General features: G+C 76.7%; 22 protein-coding genes. 19 read left to right on the top strand and 3 right to left on the bottom strand.

Annotated features, from left to right (window positions below; translation table 11 throughout):
- Positions 1–81: 81 nt before the first annotated feature.
- From WA616_RS12280 to WA616_RS12240, 9 genes are all read left to right on the top strand, one after another.
- Complete coding sequence (locus tag WA616_RS12280) at positions 82–1164, top strand: zinc-dependent metalloprotease (protein WP_336030172.1); 1083 nt, start codon at positions 82–84, stop codon at positions 1162–1164.
- Between the two features lie 10 nt (positions 1165–1174).
- Positions 1175–2185 carry a tRNA lysidine(34) synthetase TilS gene (tilS, locus tag WA616_RS12275; RefSeq protein ID WP_336030169.1) on the top strand — a complete coding sequence of 337 codons (1011 nt, stop codon included), beginning with the start codon at positions 1175–1177 and terminating at the stop codon, positions 2183–2185.
- Complete coding sequence (gene hpt, locus WA616_RS12270) at positions 2182–2772, top strand: hypoxanthine phosphoribosyltransferase (protein WP_336030167.1); 591 nt, start codon at positions 2182–2184, stop codon at positions 2770–2772. Before tilS ends, hpt begins: the two co-directional genes overlap by 4 nt.
- A gap of 223 nt (positions 2773–2995) precedes the next feature.
- On the top strand, positions 2996–5044 hold the full coding sequence (ftsH, locus tag WA616_RS12265) for an ATP-dependent zinc metalloprotease FtsH (RefSeq protein ID WP_336030166.1): 2049 nt from the start codon (positions 2996–2998) through the stop codon (positions 5042–5044).
- Positions 5041–5658, top strand: coding sequence for a GTP cyclohydrolase I FolE (gene folE / locus WA616_RS12260; protein ID WP_442902000.1), 618 nt, complete (start codon positions 5041–5043; stop codon positions 5656–5658). Before ftsH ends, folE begins: the two co-directional genes overlap by 4 nt.
- Before the next feature lie 10 nt (positions 5659–5668).
- Positions 5669–6532, top strand: coding sequence for a dihydropteroate synthase (folP, locus tag WA616_RS12255; protein WP_336030165.1), 864 nt, complete (start codon positions 5669–5671; stop codon positions 6530–6532).
- Positions 6525–6914, top strand: coding sequence for a dihydroneopterin aldolase (folB, locus tag WA616_RS12250; RefSeq protein ID WP_336030162.1), 390 nt, complete (start codon positions 6525–6527; stop codon positions 6912–6914). The genes folP and folB overlap by 8 nt, the downstream gene beginning before the upstream one ends.
- Positions 6911–7414: a 2-amino-4-hydroxy-6-hydroxymethyldihydropteridine diphosphokinase gene (gene folK / locus WA616_RS12245; RefSeq protein ID WP_336030160.1), complete on the top strand. Its 504-nt coding sequence runs from the start codon at positions 6911–6913 to the stop codon at positions 7412–7414. The genes folB and folK overlap by 4 nt, the downstream gene beginning before the upstream one ends.
- A 5-nt stretch (positions 7415–7419) precedes the next feature.
- A complete protein-coding gene (locus tag WA616_RS12240; RefSeq protein ID WP_336030157.1) occupies positions 7420–7917 on the top strand; it encodes a DUF3180 domain-containing protein in 498 nt (165 codons plus the stop codon).
- Between the two features lie 6 nt (positions 7918–7923).
- On the opposite strand, the gene WA616_RS12235 is transcribed toward WA616_RS12240, so the two are convergent.
- On the bottom strand, positions 7924–8469 hold the full coding sequence (locus tag WA616_RS12235; RefSeq protein WP_336030156.1) for a TetR/AcrR family transcriptional regulator: 546 nt from the start codon (positions 8467–8469) through the stop codon (positions 7924–7926).
- A 70-nt stretch (positions 8470–8539) separates the two neighbouring features.
- On the opposite strand from WA616_RS12235, the gene WA616_RS12230 reads away from it, so the two are divergent.
- Complete coding sequence (locus tag WA616_RS12230) at positions 8540–9205, top strand: GAP family protein (RefSeq protein ID WP_336030155.1); 666 nt, start codon at positions 8540–8542, stop codon at positions 9203–9205.
- Between the two features lie 26 nt (positions 9206–9231).
- Here the strand turns inward: WA616_RS12230 and WA616_RS12225 are convergent, their stop codons facing one another.
- The gene (locus WA616_RS12225) at positions 9232–10425 is read right to left on the bottom strand and encodes an ABC transporter ATP-binding protein (protein ID WP_336030154.1); all 1194 of its coding nucleotides are present in this window, start codon (positions 10423–10425) and stop codon (positions 9232–9234) included.
- A gap of 39 nt (positions 10426–10464) precedes the next feature.
- On the opposite strand from WA616_RS12225, the gene WA616_RS12220 reads away from it, so the two are divergent.
- From WA616_RS12220 to WA616_RS12205, 4 genes are all read left to right on the top strand, one after another.
- Positions 10465–11160: an ABC transporter permease gene (locus WA616_RS12220; protein WP_336030152.1), complete on the top strand. Its 696-nt coding sequence runs from the start codon at positions 10465–10467 to the stop codon at positions 11158–11160.
- The gene (locus WA616_RS12215) at positions 11157–11894 is read left to right on the top strand and encodes an ABC transporter permease (RefSeq protein WP_336030149.1); all 738 of its coding nucleotides are present in this window, start codon (positions 11157–11159) and stop codon (positions 11892–11894) included. The genes WA616_RS12220 and WA616_RS12215 overlap by 4 nt, the downstream gene beginning before the upstream one ends.
- 158 nt (positions 11895–12052) lie before the next feature.
- Positions 12053–13066 (top strand): glycine betaine ABC transporter substrate-binding protein, encoded by a 1014-nt coding sequence (locus tag WA616_RS12210; RefSeq protein ID WP_336030146.1) that lies wholly within the window; start codon positions 12053–12055, stop codon positions 13064–13066.
- A gap of 104 nt (positions 13067–13170) precedes the next feature.
- Positions 13171–14421: a DUF6779 domain-containing protein gene (locus WA616_RS12205; protein ID WP_336030143.1), complete on the top strand. Its 1251-nt coding sequence runs from the start codon at positions 13171–13173 to the stop codon at positions 14419–14421.
- Positions 14422–14434: 13 nt separating this feature from the next.
- Here the strand turns inward: WA616_RS12205 and WA616_RS12200 are convergent, their stop codons facing one another.
- Positions 14435–15181: an SDR family oxidoreductase gene (locus WA616_RS12200; RefSeq protein ID WP_336030141.1), complete on the bottom strand. Its 747-nt coding sequence runs from the start codon at positions 15179–15181 to the stop codon at positions 14435–14437.
- 318 nt (positions 15182–15499) lie between these two features.
- Between WA616_RS12200 and WA616_RS12195 the strand changes: the two genes are divergently transcribed.
- Genes WA616_RS12195 through nadC form a run of 5 tightly spaced genes read left to right on the top strand, consistent with a single transcriptional unit; the run spans position 15500 to position 20319 of the window.
- On the top strand, positions 15500–16444 hold the full coding sequence (locus WA616_RS12195) for a Rossmann-like and DUF2520 domain-containing protein (protein WP_336030139.1): 945 nt from the start codon (positions 15500–15502) through the stop codon (positions 16442–16444).
- Entirely contained in the window at positions 16441–17313 is an 873-nt protein-coding gene (gene panC / locus WA616_RS12190) for a pantoate--beta-alanine ligase (protein WP_336030136.1), read from the top strand. Before WA616_RS12195 ends, panC begins: the two co-directional genes overlap by 4 nt.
- Positions 17310–17735 (top strand): aspartate 1-decarboxylase, encoded by a 426-nt coding sequence (gene panD / locus WA616_RS12185; RefSeq protein ID WP_073418362.1) that lies wholly within the window; start codon positions 17310–17312, stop codon positions 17733–17735. Before panC ends, panD begins: the two co-directional genes overlap by 4 nt.
- A complete protein-coding gene (locus WA616_RS12180) occupies positions 17732–19414 on the top strand; it encodes an L-aspartate oxidase (RefSeq protein WP_336030133.1) in 1683 nt (560 codons plus the stop codon). Before panD ends, WA616_RS12180 begins: the two co-directional genes overlap by 4 nt.
- On the top strand, positions 19411–20319 hold the full coding sequence (gene nadC, locus WA616_RS12175) for a carboxylating nicotinate-nucleotide diphosphorylase (protein WP_336030130.1): 909 nt from the start codon (positions 19411–19413) through the stop codon (positions 20317–20319). The genes WA616_RS12180 and nadC overlap by 4 nt, the downstream gene beginning before the upstream one ends.

Raw genomic sequence — 20319 nt, 5'->3', positions numbered from 1 at the left:
CCACGACGCGCTCCGCACGCCGCGGGTCCCGGGGACCAGGCCGTTCCAGCACGTCACCTCGGCGAGGCCTACGGTGAGGCGATGACGAGCAGCGCACTGGTCGACTGGGAGCTCGCCGGTCGCACGGCCCGCCGGCTGTCCGGGCAGGGGCCCGAGACCACCCGCGAGGAGGCCGCCGCCGTCGTCCGGGAGCTGCACGAGGCCGCCGCGGCCGCCGTCGCGCACGTCGAGGGCCTCACCGGCCTGCACCCGGTCGCGGGCGGGCCGGTGCCCGAGGTCGCCGTCGTCGACCGGCCCGGCTGGATCGACGCCAACACCGCCGGGATGGCCGCGCTCATGGACCCGCTGGTCACCGCGCTCGCCGAGCGGCAGGACAGCCGCCCCGGCCCGCTGGCCACCGCGATCGGCTCGCGCGCCACCGGCGTGCAGGCCGGCGGCCTGCTCGCCTTCCTGTCCTCCCGGGTGCTCGGCCAGTACGAGATCTTCGGCACCGGCGGCCGGCTGCTGCTGGTGGCGCCCAACATCGTCGACGCCGAGCGCCGGCTGGGCGTCGACCCCGGCGACTTCCGCCTGTGGGTGTGCCTGCACGAGGTCACCCACCAGCTGCAGTTCACCGCCTTCCCGTGGCTCGCCGACCACCTCGAGGCCCAGATCGCCGAGTTCGTCGACGCCACCGACCTCAGCCCCGACGCCCTGCGCGACCGCCTGTCGGACCTGGTGCGCGGCCTGGCCGACGCCGTCCGCGGCGGGGACGGCGACGAGGCCGGCCAGGGCCTGATGGCGCTGGTCCGCGACCCCGAGCAGCGCGCCGTCCTCGACCGGGTCACCGCGGTGATGAGCCTGGTCGAGGGGCACGCGGAGTTCGTCATGGACGGCGTCGGCCCCGACGTCGTGCCCTCGGTGCGCACGCTGCGCAAGCGCTTCGCCCAGCGCCGCAAGGGCCGGGGCCCGTTCGACCGCGTGCTGCGCCGCCTGCTGGGCCTCGAGCAGAAGATGAAGCAGTACGCCGACGGGCGGCACTTCGTCGGTGGCGTCGTCGACCTCGTCGGCATGGACGGGTTCAACCGGGTGTGGAGCGGCCCGGAGACCCTGCCGCTGGTCGAGGAGCTCACCGACCCGGCCCGCTGGGTCGAGCGGGTGCACGGCCGCCCGGCCGTCGCCTGAGCCGGCGCGGGTGAGCGGCCCGCCGCCGGCGGTCGCGCACGTCCGCAGCGCCGTCCGGCCGGGCCTGCGCGCCTCCGCGCAGCCCGTGCTGGTGGCGGTCAGCGGGGGAGCGGACTCCCTCGCGCTGGCCGCGGCGGTCGCCTTCGAGGCCCCGCGCGCCGGCGTGCCCGCCGGCGCGGTCACCGTCGACCACCGGCTGCAGCCGGGCTCGGCCGGCCGCGCCGCCGCGACGGCGGACCTGCTGCGCGGGCTGGGGCTGGACCCGGTGCGCGTCGTCGCCGTCGACGTCGGCACCGACGGCGGGCCCGAGGGCGCGGCGCGCTCGGCGCGGTACGCGGCGCTCACCCGGGAGGCCACGGTGTCCGGCGCGCGGATCGCGCTCGGCCACACCCTCGACGACCAGGCCGAGACGGTGCTGCTCGGCCTGGGCCGGGGCTCGGGTCCCCGCTCGGTGGCCGGGATGGTCGCCGAGCGCCCGCCGTTCTGGCGCCCCCTGCTGGGCGTCCGCCGGGCGACGACGCGGGCGGCCTGCGCGGCGCAGGCGCTGCCGGTGTGGGACGACCCGTGGAACACCGACCCGGCCTACCGTCGCGCCCGGCTGCGGGCCGAGGTGCTGCCGCTGCTGGAGGACGTGCTCGGCGGCGGCGTCGCCCCCGCGCTGGCCCGCACCGCGGACCTGCTGCGCGAGGACCTCGACGCCCTCGACGACCTCGCCGCGGCCTCCCTCGCCCGCGTGTCCGGTGACGGCGGGCTGCCGGCCGCGGACCTCGCCGCGCTGCCCGCGGCGCTGCGCCGCCGGGTGCTGCGCGGCTGGCTGCGGGAGGCCGGCGTCCCCGACCTGCAGGCGGTCCACCTGGGCGCCGTCGACGCGCTGGTCTCGGCCTGGCACGGGCAGGGGGCGGTGGCCCTGCCGGGCGGTGCGGAGGCGTTCCGGGCGTCTGGCAGGCTGGTGCTGCGGCCCGCCGGCTCCCCGGGCGGGAGGGCCGGGACCACCCCCGACCCGGAGGAGCGCGCCCCGTGAGCGAGACCGCGTCGACCCCTGCCGCCGCGCTGGGGCCCGACCACGGCTACGGCCCCGACATCGACCACGTCCTGCTCTCCGAGGAGCAGATCCAGGCCAAGATCACCGAGCTGGCCGAGCAGGTCGCGCGGGACTACGAGGGCCGGGAGGTCCTGCTGGTCGGCGTCCTCAAGGGCGCGGTGCTGTTCATGAGCGACTTCGCCCGGGCGCTGCGGCTGCCCACGCAGATGGAGTTCATGGCCGTCTCCTCCTACGGCAGCTCGACCAGCTCCTCGGGCGTCGTCCGGATCCTCAAGGACCTCGACCGCGACATCAGCGACCGCCACGTGCTGGTCCTCGAGGACATCATCGACTCGGGGCTGACCCTGTCGTGGCTGCTCAAGAACCTCGGCGGCCGCCGGCCCGCCTCACTCGAGGTCTGCGCGCTGCTGCGCAAGCCCGACGCGATCAAGGTCGAGGTGCCGGTGCGCTACGTCGGCTTCGACATCCCCAACGAGTTCGTCGTCGGCTACGGCCTCGACTACGCCGAGCGCTACCGCGACCTGCCCTACATCGGCACGCTCAAGCCCGAGGTCTACGAGACGTAGGGCCCTCCCGGCGGGGCCCTCCGGAGGGGGTCCTCCGGAGGAGGGACGGGGGTCCTCCGCGCAGCTCGCGCACAGGGGGCACACAGCTGGGCCGGTGTACCGTCGTCGCAACGACGCTGCACCGAGCGCCAGGGTGCCCGCCCGGGTCGCGCGGCGCGTCACCCGGACGATCAGGAGGGTCGACGGGCCAGGCCGGAGCCCTCCGGTCGCCCGGCATCGGTGTATGGAACGCAAGAAGATCTTCCGCTCCGTGTGGTTCTGGGTCGTCCTCGTCGTCCTGGTCGCCCTCGGCCTGTCCGCCGTGTTCAGCGGAGGCTCGGCCTACGAGCCGGTCCGGACGTCGGTCGCGCTCGAGCAGATCGAGTCGGGCAACGTCGAGCAGGTCACGATCAACGACAAGGAACAGACGCTCGACCTCGACCTGACCGACCCGGTCGACGGCAACGACCAGATCAGCGCGTCCTACCCGATCGGCGCCTCCGACGACGTCTTCGCGCTCGTCTCCGGCCTCGGCGCCGACGGGGAGAGCACCGGCGACGGCGTCGACTTCACGACCAACGTCACCCAGGACAGCATCCTCGCGAGCATCCTGATCAGCTTCCTGCCGTTCCTGATCCTCCTGCTCCTGCTGTTCTGGCTGTTCAACTCCATGCAGGGCGGCGGCCGGGGCGTGATGGCCTTCGGCAAGTCCAAGGCCAAGCAGATCACCAAGGACACCCCGAAGACGACGTTCGCCGACGTCGCCGGGGCCGACGAGGCGATCGAGGAGCTCCAGGAGATCAAGGACTTCCTGGCCAACCCGGTCAAGTTCCAGGCCGTCGGCGCGAAGATCCCCAAGGGCGTGCTGCTGTTCGGCCCGCCCGGCACCGGCAAGACGCTGCTCGCCCGCGCGGTCGCCGGCGAGGCCGGCGTGCCGTTCTTCTCGATCTCCGGCTCGGACTTCGTCGAGATGTTCGTCGGTGTCGGCGCCAGCCGCGTCCGCGACCTGTTCGAGCAGGCCAAGACCAACGCGCCGGCGATCATCTTCGTCGACGAGATCGACGCCGTCGGCCGCCACCGCGGCGCCGGCATGGGCGGCGGGCACGACGAGCGCGAGCAGACGCTCAACCAGATGCTCGTCGAGATGGACGGCTTCGACGTCAAGGGCGGCGTCATCATGATCGCCGCCACGAACCGGCCGGACATCCTCGACCCGGCGCTGCTGCGCCCGGGCCGCTTCGACCGGCAGATCGCCGTCGACCGCCCCGACCTCGAGGGCCGGAAGCAGATCCTCGAGGTGCACGCGAAGGGCAAGCCGCTCGCCCCCGACGTCGACCTCGCGACCGTCGCCCGCCGCACCCCCGGCTTCACCGGCGCCGACCTCGCCAACGTCCTCAACGAGGGCGCGCTGCTCACCGCCCGCGGCAACGGCACGCAGATCACCGACGCCACCCTCGAGGAGGCGATCGACCGCGTCATCGCCGGTCCCGAGCGCAAGACGCGGGCGATGAGCGAGAAGGAGAAGAAGGTCACCGCCTACCACGAGGGCGGCCACGCCCTGGTGGCGCACGCACTGCCCAACCTGGACCCGGTGCACAAGGTGACGATCCTGCCGCGCGGCCGCTCGCTCGGGCACACGCTGGTGCTGCCGACCGAGGACAAGTACACCCAGACCCGCTCGGAGATGATCGACACCCTGGCCTACGCCCTCGGCGGGCGCGCGGCCGAGGAGCTGGTCTTCCACGAGCCGACGACGGGCGCCGGCAACGACATCGAGAAGGCCACCTCCATGGCCCGCGCGATGGTCACCCAGTACGGCATGAGCGCCAAGCTCGGCGCCGTGAAGTACGGCAGCACCGAGGGCGAGCCCTTCCTGGGCCGGGACATGGGCTCGCGGCCGGACTACTCCGAGGCCGTGGCCGCCGACATCGACGGCGAGATCCGCGCGCTCATCGAGGCCGCCCACGACGAGGCGTGGGAGATCCTCGTGGAGTACCGGGGCGTCCTCGACCAGCTCGTCCTCGAGCTGATCGAGAAGGAGACCCTCTCCAAGGAGGACATGGCCCGCATCTGCGCGCCGGTCGTCAAGCGCCCGTCGATGGCCCCGTACAACGGCTTCGGCAAGCGCACCCCCTCCGACCAGCCGCCGGTGCTCACCCCCGCCGAGCAGGCCGCCCTGTCCAACGGCAACGGGCACGGCGCCACCGCCGCCAACGGCAACGGCAACGGCGTGGGGCTGGTGAAGGGCGGCAGCAGCGCGGTCGGCGACGTCGGCGCCCCCGCCCCGCGGTGAGCGAGCTCCCCGAGGAGCCGGAGGACGAGGTCCGGGCGGACCCGTCCCGGATCGACGCCGCCCGCGCGGAGGCGGCCGTCCGCGAGCTGCTGATCGCGGTGGGGGAGGACCCCGACCGCCCGGGCCTTCGGGACACCCCGGCCCGGGTGGCCCGCGCCTACGCGGAGACCTTCGCCGGGCTCTGGCAGGACCCGGCGGAGGTCCTCGCGACCACCTTCGACGAGGACCACGACGAGCTGGTGCTGGTCAAGGACATCCCGATGTACTCGACCTGCGAGCACCACCTGGTGCCCTTCCACGGCGCCGCGCACGTCGGGTACATCCCCGGCGAGGACGGCAAGGTCACCGGGCTGTCCAAGATCGCCCGGCTGGTCGACGTCTACGCCCGCCGGCCGCAGGTGCAGGAGCGGATGACCCGGCAGATCGCCGACGCGCTCGCCGACGTCCTCAAGCCGCGCGGCGTCATCGTGGTCATCGAGGCCGAGCACCTGTGCATGGGCATGCGCGGCATCCGCAAGCCCGGGTCGACGACGGTCACCTCCGCCGTGCGCGGCATGTTCCGCGACCACGCCGCCACCCGCGCCGAGGCGATGAGCCTCGTCCTCGGACGATGACCGCCGGCCGGTGACCGGGACCGCGCCGCGGCTGCTGCACCCGGGGCGGTGCGTGGTGATGGGCGTCCTCAACGTCACCCCCGACTCCTTCTCCGACGGCGGCTGCTTCGCCGACCGGGACTCCGCCGTCGCGCACGGGCTGGCGATGGCCGCGGCCGGCGCCGACTACGTCGACGTGGGCGGGGAGTCCACCCGCCCCGGCGCCGACCGGGTCGACGCCGCCGAGGAGCGCCGCCGCGTCGTCCCCGTGGTCGCCGAACTCGCCGCGGCCGGGGTGCGGGTCAGCGTCGACACCACCCGCACCGAGGTCGCCGCCGCCGCGCTGGAGGCCGGGGCGGTGCTCGTCAACGACATCAGCGGCGGGCTGGCCGACGACGGCATGGCCGCACTCGTCGCCGACGCCGGCGTCCCGTGGGTGCTCATGCACTGGCGCGGCCACAGCCGCGAGATGTACGCCCACGCCGAGTACGGCGACGTCGTCGCGGAGGTGTGCACGGAGCTGACCGCCCGGGTCGACGCCGCGCTTTCGGCCGGTGTCGACGCCGCCCAGCTCGTCCTCGACCCCGGCCTCGGGTTCGCCAAGCAGGCGGCGCACAACTGGGCGCTGCTCGCCGGGCTGCCGCGGGTGGTCGCCCTCGGCCTGCCGGTGCTGGTCGGCGCCTCCCGCAAGACCTTCCTGGGCCGGCTGCTCGCCGGGCCCGACGGTGCCGTGCGCCCCGCCGCCGGGCGGGACGGCGCCACGCTGGCCACCACCGTCCTGGCCGCCGAGGCCGGCGCCTGGGGTGTGCGGGTGCACGACGCGGCCGCCTCGGCCGACGCGGTGCGCACCGTGGCCGCCGTCCAGCGCGCCCGCGAGGAGGCCCGGCGTGACTGAGCAGCGCACCCCGGACCGCGTCCCCGACCGCATCGCCGTCCGCGGGTTGACCGCGCACGCCCACCACGGCGTGTACGGGTTCGAGCGCGAGAACGGGCAGACGTTCTCCGTCGACGCCGTCCTCGAGGTCGACACCGCGCCCGCCGCGGCCACCGACGACCTCGCGCTGACGGTCAACTACGCCGAGCTGGCGCAGCGGCTGCACGCGGTGCTCACCGGCGAGCCGGTGGACCTGCTCGAGACGCTGTGCGCGCGGCTGGCCGACGTCTGCCTCGCCGACCCGCTGGTGCAGGCGGTCGAGATCACCGTGCACAAGCCGCAGGCCGAGCTCGGCGTCCCCTTCGACGACGTCACCGTCACCATCCGGCGGGAGCGCGCGTGACCCGCGCAGTCCTCTCCCTGGGCGCCAACCTCGGCGACCGCGCGGGGACCCTGCGCTCCGCGATCGACGCGCTCAAGGCCGACGGGCTGGTGGCCCGTTCGACGCTGTTCGAGACGCCGCCCTGGGGGCCGGTCGAGCAGCCGCCGTACCTCAACGCCGTCGTGTTCGTGCGCGGCGACCGCGACGCCGCCGGCTGGCTGGCCCGGGCGCACGAGCTGGAGCAGGCCGCCGGGCGCACCCGCGAGGTCCGCTGGGGCGCGCGGACCCTCGACGTCGACGTCGTCACGGTGACCGCCGACGACGGCAGCCCCGTGCTCTCCGGCGACCCCGTCCTCACGCTGCCGCACCCCCGCGCGCACGAGCGGGCGTTCGTGCTGGTGCCGTGGCTGTCGCTGGACCCCGCGGCGGTGCTGCCCGGGCACGGGAGGGTGGCCGACCTCGTCGCCGCGCTGCCGCCCGACGACGTGGCGGCGGTCGTGCGCTGGGAGCACCTCCATTGAGGCCGGTGAGCCGCCGCGACCTGGTCGTCGTCGCGGCCGGGCTGGCGCTGGCCTCGTGGCTGGTCGTGCGCGCCACCTACGGCAGCCTGCCGCCGCTGCGCTGGTGGCTGCCCGTGCCGCTGGCCGTGCTCGCCGTCGCCGAGGCGCTCGGCGCCCGCACGCTGCGCACCCGGCTGGCCGCCCAGCGCGCCGCCCGCCGCGGCAGCGACCCCGGGCCCGGCGCGCCGCTGGTGCGCCCGGTCGAGCCGATGCTCGTCGCCCGCCTGGCGGTGCTCGCCCAGGCCAGCGCCTACGTCGGTGCGGTCTTCGCCGGCGTGTGGGCGGGCGTCCTGCTGCACGTGGCGCCCGCCGTGTCCCGGCTGGAGGCGGCCGGCGGCGACACGGTCACGGCCGTCGTGGGCGTCGCCTGCGCCGCCGCGCTCACGGCCGCCGCGCTGTGGCTGGAGTCGGTCTGCCGGGTCCCGCCGGACGAGGACGACCCGCCCGGCGGCGTCCGCGCCTGATCCGGGTCAGGGTCGCGCGACCGCGGCCAGCACCGTCTCCCCGACCAGCCGGCCCAGGTCGGCCGCGGCGAGCCGGCCGGTGCGCAGCCCGTCGGCGGCGCCGATGACCAGCCAGGTGAGCGCGACCAGGACCCAGTCGGCCGGCAGGTCGGCGCGGAACTCGCCGGCCTCCTGCCCGCGGCGCACCAGCGCGCGGATCCGGTCCTCGGTGGACGCTGCCCGGGCGAGGAGGTCGGCCTCCACGGACCCGGCGAGCGGCTGGGTCGCCAGGATGCCCTGCTCCGCCCCGAGGGCCGTCAGCTCCGAGACGAGCCGGCGCAGCGCCGCCGGCGCCGGCCCGCGCTCCGGCTCGGCGCGGTCGGTGGCCTCCGCGTAGGACCGGACCGCCCGCCGCGACAGCTCGGCCACGAGGGCCGCGCGGGTGGGGTGGCGGCGGAACAGCGTGGCGCGGCTGATCCCGGCCGCCGCGGCGATCTCCTCCATCGTCGCGTCGGGGCGGTGGGCCAGGACGCGCACCGCGGCCCGTTCGAGTGCGCCGTCGTCCAGGGGCACGCTCTCCTCCAATCTGAGATGCTAACGTCTCACCTGAGACGTCATCGTCTCACGGAGGACGGAGGTCGCCGTGACGGGCGAACTGCTGTGGAGTCTGGCCGGGCTGGCGCTGCTCGACTCGCTCAACCCCGCGACGATCGTCGGGGTGGCGGTCATCCTGCTGTCCCCGGCCGCGCGGCCGGCTCGCCTCGCCCTCGCCTACGTGGCGGGCGCCTACGCCACGGTGCTGGCGGCCGGCGCCGCCCTCTACCTGGGAGCCGGCGCGCTGGCCGGCGCCCTCGACGGCGGGACGGTGTGGATCCGCCGCGGCGCGCTGGGCCTCGCCGCGGTGCTGCTCCTCGTGGCGGCCGTGCGGCGCCTGCGGACGAGGCCGCGGCGTCCGGTCCGGCTCCCGCGGTGGTTCGGCATCTGGACGGCCGCGCCCGCCGGCGTGCTGGTCACCGCGGCCGACCTGCCCAACGCCTTCCCCTACCTGGTCGCGATCGAGCGGATGCTCGCCTCCGCCGTCCCGCCCGGGCCCGCCCTGCTCCTGCTGGCCGGGTACGCGCTCGTGTACTGCCTGCCCTGCCTGGTGCTGCTCGCCGTCGGCCTGGCGCACGGCGACCGGGTCCGTCGCCGCCTGCGGGCGCTGCGCAGCCGGGCGGACGGCGACGGCACGGTGGCGGCCAGCGTCCCGCGCGCGGCGCTGCTGTTCGTCTCGGCCGTCGCCGTCGGGGGGCTCGCCGCGTACGCCTGAGGCCGCGGCCGCCGCCTCCGCCCGGGCTAGGCGCGCGCGGCTCCGGCCACCTCGGGCACCGTCCCCTCCACCGACCGGCGCAGCGCCGCGTGCAGCGACTCCGGGGTCAGCACCCCGAGGAAGACGTCGCCGTCGAGCACCGCGACCCAGCCGGCCTCGTGCTGCAGCATCGTGGCGAACGCCGTCTTGAGCGTCGCCTCGACCGGCACCCACGCCTCCATCCGGCGCGCCGCCGAGCCCACCGTGCCGGCGCCGGTGGCCCGCTCGGCCGACAGCCAGCCGTGCAGCCGCCCGTCGTCGTCGAGGACGACCGCCCAGCGCGCGCCCGTCGCGGCCATGGAGGCGCGCGCGTCGGCCAGGCCGTCGGCCACGTGCACCACCGGCGGCCGCTCGAGGTCGTCGACGGAGATGCCGGTGACCGCGAGCCGCTTGAGGCCCCGGTCGGAGCCGACGAAGTCCGCGACGAAGGCGTTGGCCGGGCGGCCGAGCAGGTCGGCCGGGGGAGCGAACTGCTCCACCCGCCCGCCGGTGCTCATCACCGCGATCCGGTCGCCGATGCGGACGGCCTCCTCGATGTCGTGGGTGACGAAGACGATCGTCTTGCGCACCGTCTCCTGCAGCCGGAGGAACTCCGTCTGCAGCCGCTCGCGCACCACCGGGTCGACGGCGGAGAACGGCTCGTCCATGAGCAGGACGGCGGGGTCGGCGGCCAGCGCCCGCGCCACCCCCGCCCGCTGGCGCTGCCCGCCGGAGAGCTGGGCGGGGTAGCGGTCGCCGTGGACGGCGGGGTCGAGGCCCACCGTGGCCAGCAGCTCGTCCACGCGGTCGCGGGTGCGCCGCTTGTCCCACCCGAGCAGCCGCGGCACCGTCGCGACGTTCGCGCGCACCGTCTGGTGGGGGAAGAGCCCCACGTTCTGGATGACGTAGCCGATGCGGCGGCGCAGCCGGTCGGGGTCGACGCGGGTGACGTCCTCGCCGCCGAGCAGGATCCGCCCGCTGGTCGGCTCGATGACCCGGTTGATCATCTTCATGGTCGTCGTCTTGCCGCAGCCCGAGGGGCCCACGAGCACCGACAGCTCGCCGGCGGCGAAGGTCAGGTCGAGCTCCTGCACACCGACCGTGCCGTCGGCGTAGACCTTGCCGACGCCCTCGAGGCGGATCTCCTGGGCGGTGCCGTCCGGGCCGGGGCCCTCCGAGCGGCTCGCGGCAGTAGCGTCCACGGGGTGACCTCCCTGGGTACGCGCCCTCTGCTGGACGCGGTGAGCGACCCCGCGGTGGGGCTGCTCGCGGTGGACGAGGCCCCGAACCCCTGGTTCGACCCGTCCTACGTGACCGACAACTGGGACAGCATCCTCGCCTACACCGGCGAGCACGTCCGCCTGACCGTGCTCGCCGTCCTGATCGGGGCGGCCCTCGCGCTGCCGCTGGCGCTGGTCGCCCGCCGCAGCCGCTACCTGTCCGCGCCGGTCCTGGGCCTGTCCACGGTCGTCTACACGATCCCGTCGCTGGCGCTGTTCGCGCTGCTGGTGCCCTTCACCGGGCTGTCGTCGAACACCGTGCTCGTCGGCCTGGTGGCCTACTCGCTGGTCATCCTCGTGCGCAACTTCCTCGCCGGCCTGCAGGGCGTGCCGGCCGACGTGCGGGAGGCCGCCCGCGGCATGGGCCTGTCCGGCGCCCAGACGCTGTGGCGGGTGGACCTGCCGCTGGCGCTGCCGGCGATCATGGCCGGCCTGCGGATCGCGACGGTGTCGACCGTCGCGCTCACCACCGTGGGCGTCCTCGTCGGGCACGGCGGGCTGGGGCAGCTGATCACCGGCGGCTTCGCGTCGAACTTCTACCGGGCCGAGATCGTCACCGGCGCCGTCGGCTGCGTGCTGCTGGCGCTGCTCGCCGACGCGCTGCTCGCGGGCGCCGAACGGCTGCTCACCCCCTGGTCGCGGGCGGCGCGGGCGTGAACGACTTCGAGCGGGCGGTCGTCTACCTCAACGACCCCTTCAACTGGAGCCGGCCCAACGGCATCGCCGACCTCGCCGTCGAGCACCTGACCATCTCGCTGGTCGCCGTCCTCGCCGCGATGGTCGTCGCGCTGCCCATCGGCACGGCGCTGGGCACCTCCCGCCGCGGCGGCGGCCTGGTCGTCGGGCTGTCCAACGTCAGCCGCGCGGTGCCCACGCTCGCGCTGCTCACCCTCTTCGCGGTCAGCCCGATCGGCTTCGGCAACCGGGCGACCACCATCGCGCTCGCCGTCTTCGCCGTCCCGCCGATCCTCACCAACACCTTCGTCGGGTTCCGCGGCGTCGACGCCGAGGTCCGCGAGGCCGCCCGCGGCATGGGCATGAGCCGGGGACAGGTGCTCACCCGGGTGGAGCTGCCGCTGGCCCTGCCGCTGGTGATGACCGGCATCCGGACGGCCACGGTCCAGGTCGTGGCGACGGCGGGGCTGGCCGCGCTGGTCGGCGGCGGGGGACTGGGCCGGCTGATCAACCTCGGCTTCGGCCAGCAGGACTACGGCGTGATGATCGCCGGCGCCATCGCCGTCGCGGGGCTGGCACTGCTCACCGAGGCGGTGCTCGCGCTCGTGTCGTGGCTCGTCACCCCCGGACCGCGCCGGCTGCCGTTCCTGCAGGTCAGGAGGACGGAGGACGCCGCCGCCGTTCCGGAACCGACCGCGTCGGGCGTCCCTCTGTGAGCCAGGTCTCCTCCTGACGGCGGCCGTGTAACGACCGCGCAACACATCCGCGCCCCGATTGCCCCCGGTCGCCGGCCGGGGGTTGCATGTGCGCCGCGGGGACCCCCGCCAGACACGCGTCGCGGCCGCTCGCCGCACGGGACACAGAAGGCGGAACCATGCGCAAGCAGCGCGCTCTCGCCCCCCTCCTCCTCGCCGGGCTCCTGCTCACCGCCGCCTGCGGCGAGTCGGGCTCCTCGGGCACCGGCGGCTCCACGGGTGCCAGCGGCTCGGCCGCCGGCGGCGACGCCTGCGCCCCCGTGGCCGGCGACCAGCTCGTCGTCCTCGAGGACGACCAGGAGCTGCAGAACGCCGACAACATCGTCCCGGCGGTCACCTCGGCCACCGCGGCGGCCAACCCGGCCCTGCTGCCGGCGCTGGACGCGGTGTCGGCGGCGATGACCACCGACCAGCTCATCGAGCTCAACGCCGCCGTCGACGTCGAGCGGCAGAGCGCCGAGGACGTCGCCGCCGGCTGGGTCGCCGAGAGCGGCGTGACCGACGGCCTCGAGCAGGGCAGCGGCCCGATCGTCGTCGGCGCCGGCAACTTCACCGAGTCGACGATCCTCGCCAACGTCTACGCCGGGGTCCTCGACGCCGCCGGCTTCGACGCGTCCGTGCGCGAGGTCGGCAACCGCGACCTGTACCTGCCGGCCCTCATCTCCGGCACCGACCTGCAGGTCTTCCCCGAGTACCTGGCCACGGTCACCGAGGCGGTCAACAAGCAGGTCAACGGCCCCGAGGCCGCGCCGATCGCCAGCGGCGACGCCCAGGCCACCCGCGACGCGCTCCAGCCGCTGGCCGACCAGGTCGGGCTCACCTTCGGCACGCCGTCGCAGGCCGCCGACCAGAACGCGTTCGCGGTCACCCAGGAGTTCGCCGACCAGCTGGGCGTGACGACGCTGTCGGAGCTGGCCGACGCCTGCGGCGACGGCTCGCTGGTCCTGGGCGGGCCGGCCGAGTGCCCGACCCGGCCCTTCTGCCAGCCCGGCCTCGAGGAGACCTACGGCCTCACCTTCGCCGAGTTCCGCGAGTTCGACGCCGGCGGCCCGCTCACCAAGGCCGCCATCCAGCAGGGCGAGGTCTCGATCGGCCTCGTGTTCAGCTCCGACGGCGCCCTCGCCCAGGGCTGATCCGCCCGGCGCCTCACGGCGCCACCGCAGCGAGCCCTCGGCTCCGCCACACGGGACGTATCCGTGCCGGAGTCGGGGGCTCGCTCAGCGTTACCCTGATGCCCATGCGTGCCACGGGGGAGGACGGCCCGGCCCGTCGCGGTGCCGGCGGGTCCTCTCCCTGGCGGGCGGCCGGCCTGGCGCTCGGCTGCCTGGCGGCCGTCGCCGCCACCGCCGTGGTCTTCCTGAGCGACGACCCGACGATCCTGCGGATCGCCGTCGTCTCCGTGGCCTGGGCGTGCCTGCTGGCCGCCTTCGCGACCGCCCGCCCTGCCGACGACGACGGCGCCGCCGCCCGCAGCGAGGCCGACCTGCGCGCCGCCCACCGCCGCGAGGTCGCCGAGGTCCGCGACGCCGAGCGGGAGCGCACCGACCGGGTCCGCCGCGACTCCGAGGACGCCATGCGCCGCGAGCTCGACGCGCTGCGCGGGGAGCTCGCCGGCCTGCGCGAGGGCCTGTCCGGCCTGGGTGCGCTGCGCCAGGAGGTCGCCGCCGTCGGCGCCCTGTCCGGGGAGCTGCGCGGCGAGCTGGCCGAGCTCACCGGACTGCGGGCCGACGTCGGGCGGCTGCGGGCGGAGCTCACCGGGCAGCTCTCGGGGGAGATGCGCGTCGAGCGGGTCGTCATGCACGCCCAGTCGGTCCGCACCGGTCCCGGCCGCGAGGCGCTGGAGCCCGCCACCTCCGCCTGGTCGGCCGACGTGGCGCGCGAGCTGACCGGCGCCTGGCCGGCCGCCCCGGCGCCCGCCACCGTCGCCGCCCCCGCCTCGCGACCCGAGCCGCGCCCCGAGCCCGTCGCGGCCCCCGTACCGTCCCCCGTCGCGGCCCGGTCCCGCCCCGCCGTGCCCGTGCCGCCGCCGGCCCGCCCGGCCGCCGGCTCGCCCCGCGAGTGGCTCGCCGCCCGCGGCATGCTCGACGACCGCCCCGCCGTGCCGCCGGCCGCCGTCCCCCCGGTCCCCCTCCCGGCCGCCGCCGAGCGCGTGCCGCACCGCCGGCGCACCGACCCGCCGGCGCCCGCGCACCGGGCGCCGGCTCCCTCCGAGCAGGTCACCGTGCAGCGGCCCGCCGTGCACGCCACCGCGGCCGGCCACGGTGCGACCGCCGCCCCGGGCGTGCCGCCCGTCGTCGCCCCGGCGCTCGCCCCGGCGCCGTCCCCGGCTCCGGCCCCGGTCGCAGTCGTAACCGGAGGCGACGACCCCGGCGCGGCGCGGCTGGCGCAGATCCTCGCCGAGAGCGGCGTGCGGCCCGGCGGCCGCCGCCGGCGCTACCGCGAGGACGACGCGGGCGAGGACGTCCTCGCCCGCGTCCTCGGCCGCTAGCGGTACCGGCCGGTCAGGCGGGCCCGCGGGACAGCGCGCCGCCGTCGAGCACCAGCGTCTGGCCGGTGACCCAGCCGGCGCCCAGCAGGTAGGCAGCCGCCTCCCCGACGTCCTCCGGCTCGCCGAGCCGGCCGGCGGGGTAGGCGCGGGCGGCCTCGGCCTCGCGCCCCTCGTAGAGCGCGCCGGCGAAGCGGGTCTTCACGACCGCCGGGGCCACCGCGTTGACGGTCACCGTCGGCCCGAGCTCGACGGCGAGCTGGGTGACCAGGTTGATCAGCGCCGCCTTGCTCACGCCGTAGCCGGCGATCTGCGGCGAGGCCTTGAGCCCGGCCACCGACGCGACGACGAGCACCGAGCCGCCGTGCTCGGCCATCCACGCCCGCCAGGCCTCCTGCACCAGCCCGAGCGTGCCGACGACGTTGGTGTCGAGGATCTTGCGGAACGCGTCGAGCTCGAGGTCGACCACCGGCCCGTAGACCGGGTTGATGCCCACGTTGCCGACCAGGTGGTCGAGGCTGCCGAAGCGCTCGACGGCGGTGCGCACGGCCTCCGCGCGGTGCGCCGCGTCCCCGGCGTTGCCCGGGACGCCGACGGCGACGTCCGGCCCGCCGAGCGACGCCACCGCCTCCTCCAGCGCCTCGGGCTTGCGGGCGGTGAGCACCACCCGCGCCCCCCGGTCGACCAGGCTGCGCGCGATCGCCAGCCCGATGCCCCGGCTGCCGCCGGTGACCAGTGCGGTGCGCCCCTCGAACGTCTGCACGCCAGCTCCCTCGTGTCCGCCGGCGACCGCGTCGGCGCCGGTGCCGCCGCCCACCGTAGGGGCGGCGCGACGCGCCGTTCCCCGCCACCCCGGGCCGCCCGGACGGGGGAGTGACCCACTCCACAGGCCCCGTGCGTTGCAGGGGACCCCCGGGCGTCACACACTCGCCATCGGCGCGTCGCCCGCGTGACACACCCGGTCGCAGCGGACGCCCCGCCGGCACCACCCCGCACGACCCCGCACACCCGGCGCGACGACGACGTCGCACCGGCCACCGAGTCCGGTACCCGCGAGGGACTGGAACGAGAGGTGACCGCGATGCCTGCTGCCCGCAGGACCTCCCGCGCTGCCGGGCTCCGCCCCGCCGCCAGCGCCCCCGCCCGGCTCCGCGTCGGCGTCGTCGGCGCCGGCCGCGTCGGCGCCGTCCTGGGCGCCGCCCTCACCGCCGCCGGCCACGACGTGGTCGCCGCCTCCGGGGTCTCCGCCGCCTCCGCCGAGCGCGCCGCCCGGCTGCTGCCCGGTGTCCCCCTGCTGCCCGCCGACGAGGTCGTCGCCGCCGCGGACCTCGTCGTCCTCGCCGTGCCCGACGACATCCTCGCCGGCCTGGTCGCCGGCCTCGCCGGCACCGGCTCCTGGCGGCCCGGCCAGCTGGCCTTCCACACCTCCGGCGCGCACGGCCTCGCCGCCCTCGCGCCCGCGGAGGAGGCCGGCGTCCTGCCGCTGGCGCTGCACCCGGCGATGACCTTCACCGGCGCGCCCGAGGACGCCGACCGCCTCGCCGGCGCCCCGTTCGGCGTCACCAGCCGCCCGGAGCACCGGCCCGTCGCCGAGACGCTGGTGCTCGAGATGGGCGGCGAGCCGTTCTTCGTCGCCGAGGAGGACCGGCGGCTGTACCACGCCGCCCTGGTCACCGGCGCCAACCACCTGGTCACCCTCGTCGCCGAGGCCGCCGACCTGCTGCGCGCCGCCGGCGTCGACGCGCCCGCCCGCGTGCTCGCCCCGCTGCTCACCGCGGCGCTCGACAACGGCCTGCGCCGCGGCGACCGCGGTCTCACCGGCCCGGTCAGCCGGGGCGACGTCGGCACGGTCGCCGACCACCTGCACACGCTCACCGAGCGGGCGCCGGCCTCCGTCGCCGCCTACGTGGCCATGGCGCAGCGCACCACCGAGCGGGCGCTGGCCGCGGGCCGGCTCAAGCGGCACGAGGGCGCCCCGCTGCTCGACCTGCTGTACGAGGCGGCCGACCCGGCGGGCTCCCGGTGACCACCATCACCGGCACCCGCACCGGCACCCGCCCCGCCGTCGCCGAGACCTCCGCCGAGCTGCGCGAGGTCGTCGCCGGGCTGCCCGGCCCGGTCGCCCTGGTGCCCACGATGGGGGCGCTGCACGAGGGCCACCGCACGCTGGTCCGCGCCGCCCGCGAGCGCGCCGGCAGCGTCGTCGTCTCGGTGTTCGTCAACCCGACCCAGTTCGGGCCCGGCGAGGACCTCGACCGCTACCCGCGCACCTGGGACGCCGACCTCGCCGCCCTCACCGAGGAGCGCGCGGACGCGGTCTTCCACCCGCCGGTCGAGGAGGTCTACCCGCCCGGGGCGCTCGGCGTGACCGTCGACCCCGGCCCGCTGGGCTCGGTCCTCGAGGGCGCGGTGCGGCCCGGGCACTTCGCCGGGGTGCTCACCGTCGTCGCCAAGCTGTTCGGCATGGCCCGGCCCGACCTCGCGTTCTTCGGCGAGAAGGACTACCAGCAGCTCACGCTGGTGCGGGCCATGGTCCGCGAGCTGGCGCTGCCGGTGGAGGTCGTCGGCGTCCCCACCGTCCGCGAGGACGACGGCATGGCCCTGTCCAGCCGCAACCGCTACCTGACCCCGGAAGAGCGGGCCCGGGCCGCGACGTTGAACAGGGCGTTGCGGTCCGGTGCGGACGCCGGCCCCGACGGCGCCGACGCCGTCCTCGCCGCCGCGCGCGCGGTGCTCGCCGGCGCGCCGGAGCTCGTCGCCGACTACCTCGCGCTCACCGACCCCGACCTCGGCCCCGCGCCCGCGGCCGGCCCCGCCCGCCTCCTGCTGGCCGCCCGCGCCGGCAGCACCCGACTCCTCGACAACACCGCCGTCCTGCTGGGAGAGCCCCGATGATGCGCACGATGCTCAAGTCCAAGATCCACCGGGCGACGGTGACCCAGGCCGACCTGCACTACGTCGGGTCGGTCACGGTCGACGAGGACCTCCTCGACGCCGCCGACCTCATCCCCGGCGAGCAGGTCGCGATCGTCGACATCACCAACGGCGCGCGGCTGGAGACCTACGTCATCCCCGGCGAGCGCGGCAGCGGCGTCATCGGCATCAACGGCGCCGCCGCGCACCTCGTGCACCCCGGCGACATGGTCATCCTCATCAGCTACGGCCTGATGGACGAGACCGAGGCCAAGAGCTACATACCCAAGGTCGTGCACGTCGACGGCGACAACCGCGTCGTCGAGCTCGGCGGCGACCCCTCGGCGCCGGTGCCCGGCGCGACCGACCAGCGGCGCAGCGACCTGGGCGTGCCGGTCCGGTGAGCTCGCTGACGACGCCGTCGGTCACCGGCCTGCCCACCCGCCTGGCCGCCCCGGCGCCGGGCTGGGAGCTGTCGGCCGACGTCTGCGTCGTCGGGTCCGGCGTCGCCGGGCTGTGCGTCGCCCTGCACGCGCGGGCGGCGGGCCTCTCGGTCGCCGTCGTCACCAAGGTGCGCGTCGACGACGGGTCGACCCGGTGGGCGCAGGGCGGCATCGCCGCCGTCCTCGACCCGGCCGACAGCCCCGGCGCGCACGCCCGCGACACCGAGGTGGCCGGCGTCGGGCTGTGCGAGCCCGCCGCCGTGCAGGCGCTGGTGACCGAGGGGCCCGGGCGGCTGCACCAGCTCATCGCCTGGGGCGCGGCCTTCGACCGCGACCCCGGCGGCCGGCTGCTGCTCACCCGCGAGGGCGGGCACTCGGCCGACCGGATCGTGCACGCCGGCGGCGACGCCACCGGCTCGGAGGTGCAGCGCGCGCTGCACGCCGCCGTCCTGGCCGACCCCGGCGTCACGCTCGTCGAGCACGCGATGGTGCTCGACCTGCTCACCGACGCCTCGGGCCGGGCGGCCGGCGTCACCCTGCACGTGCTGGGGGAGGGCACCGCGGACGGTGTCGGCGCCGTGCGCGCCCGCGCGGTCGTGCTCGCCACCGGCGGCATGGGGCAGGTCTACGCCGCGACGACGAACCCGTCGGTGTCCACCGGCGACGGCGTGGCCCTCGGGCTGCGCGCGGGCGCCGTCGCCACCGACCTGGAGTTCGTGCAGTTCCACCCGACCGCGCTCTACCTCGGCCCCGGCGCCCGCGGGCAGCAGCCGCTGGTCAGCGAGGCCCTGCGTGGGGAGGGCGCGGTGCTGCGCGACGGCGCCGGCGAGCGGTTCATGGTCGGGGCGCACCCGCTGGCCGAGCTCGCCCCGCGCGACGTCGTCGCCAAGGGCATCACCCGCGTGCAGCTGCGCGACGGCGTCGACCACGTCTGGCTCGACGCGCGCGGCATCCCCGGCCTCGCCGAGCGGTTCCCGACGATCGTCGCCCGCTGCCGCCAGGCGGGCATCGACCCGGTCACCGACCTCGTGCCGGTCACCCCCGCGGCGCACTACGCCTCCGGCGGGCTGGCCACCGACCTCGCCGGGCGCACGACCGTCCCCGGCCTCTACGCCTGCGGCGAGGTCGCCTGCACCGGCGTGCACGGGGCGAACCGGCTGGCGTCGAACTCGCTGCTGGAGGGGCTGGTGTTCGCCGCGCGCATCGGCGCCGACCTCGCCGCCGCGCTGCCGCCGTCGGCCCCCGCCCTGGCCGGCGCGCCCGGCACCGGCGGCCTGCTGGACCCGGCCGGGCGCCGCACGGTCACCGACACCATGTCCGGCCGCGTCGCCGCGCTGCGCTCGGGGAACGGGCTGGCCGAGGCCACCGGCGTGCTCGCCTCGCTCGCGGCGTCGCTGGTGGAGGGTCCCGGCGCCGCACCCGGCGTCGAGAGCTGGGAGGCGACCGGCCTGCTCACCGTGGCGAGCGCGCTCACCGCGGCCGCCGCCGCCCGCGAGGAGACCCGCGGCTGCCACTGGCGCGAGGACCACCCCGGCAGCGAGGAGGAGTGGCGCGTGCACCTGGACGTCCGCCTGGACGACGACGGCCGGCTGCGGCTGTCCCGCCGCCCGGTCGGCGAGCCCGTGGGGGTGGCCTGGTGACCGGCGCCGACCCGCGCTCGCTGGAGGGCACCGGGCTGTCGGAGGCCTGGGTCGAGGAGCTGGTCGAGCGCACGCTGGCCGAGGACCTCGCCGGCGGCGCCGTGCTCCCGAGCGCCCCTGACCTCGCCGTCGCCCTCGACGTCACCAGCGCCGCCACCGTCCCCCCGGGGCAGTACGGCACCGCCGACCTGGTGGCGCGGGCCGGCGGCGTCGTCGCCGGGCTGCCCGTGGCCGCCCGCGTGTTCGCCCGCCTCGCGCCCGGCGCCATGCTGACCGCCGGCGCCGCCGACGGCGACCGGGTGGCCCGCGGCGACGTGCTGCTGACCGTCCGCGGTCCGGTGCGGGCGCTGCTGGCCGCCGAGCGCAGCGCGCTCAACATCGCCAGCCGGGCCAGCGGCATCGCCACCGCCACCCGCGCCTGGGTGGACGCCGTCGAGGGCACCGGCGCGGTCGTCCTCGACACGCGCAAGACCACGCCGGGCCTGCGCCCGCTGGAGAAGTACGCGGTGCGCTGCGGCGGCGGGTCGAACAAGCGGATGGGCCTCTACGACGTCGCGATGGTGAAGGACAACCACGTCGCCGCCGCGGGCTCCGTGGCCGCCGCCGTCGCCGCCGTGCGCGAGCGCGCGCCGCGGGTGCCGGTGCAGGTGGAGGCGGACACCCCCGCGCAGGCGGTGGAGGCGGTCGAGGCCGGCGCGGACTTCCTGCTGCTGGACAACATGCCGCCCGCGACGCTGCGCGAGGTGGTGGCGCTGGTCGGCGGCCGCGCGGAGCTCGAGGCCACCGGCGGGCTCACCCTCGCCGTCGCCCGCGAGGTGGCGGGCACCGGCGTCGACTTCCTGTCGGTCGGCGCGCTCACCCACTCCTCACCGATCCTCGACCTCGCGCTCGACCTGCGGGCCTGA

Origin of the sequence: Geodermatophilus sp. FMUSA9-8 (assembly GCF_037034165.1) — a bacterium.
GTDB lineage: Bacteria > Actinomycetota > Actinomycetes > Mycobacteriales > Geodermatophilaceae > Geodermatophilus > Geodermatophilus nigrescens.
This window is presented reverse-complemented; position numbering and strand designations above follow the sequence as displayed.

What these genes read in the sequence shown, in the direction of transcription:
- WA616_RS12280 (WP_336030172.1), top strand. Translation starts at nt 82, where the DNA reads ATGACGAGCAGCGCACTGGTCGACTGGGAGCTCGCCGGTCGCACGGCC.
- panD (WP_073418362.1), top strand. Translation starts at nt 17,310, where the DNA reads ATGATGCGCACGATGCTCAAGTCCAAGATCCACCGGGCGACGGTGACC.
- WA616_RS12195 (WP_336030139.1), top strand. Translation starts at nt 15,500, where the DNA reads ATGCCTGCTGCCCGCAGGACCTCCCGCGCTGCCGGGCTCCGCCCCGCC.
- WA616_RS12210 (WP_336030146.1), top strand. Translation starts at nt 12,053, where the DNA reads ATGCGCAAGCAGCGCGCTCTCGCCCCCCTCCTCCTCGCCGGGCTCCTG.
- ftsH (WP_336030166.1), top strand. Translation starts at nt 2,996, where the DNA reads ATGGAACGCAAGAAGATCTTCCGCTCCGTGTGGTTCTGGGTCGTCCTC.
- WA616_RS12205 (WP_336030143.1), top strand. Translation starts at nt 13,171, where the DNA reads ATGCGTGCCACGGGGGAGGACGGCCCGGCCCGTCGCGGTGCCGGCGGG.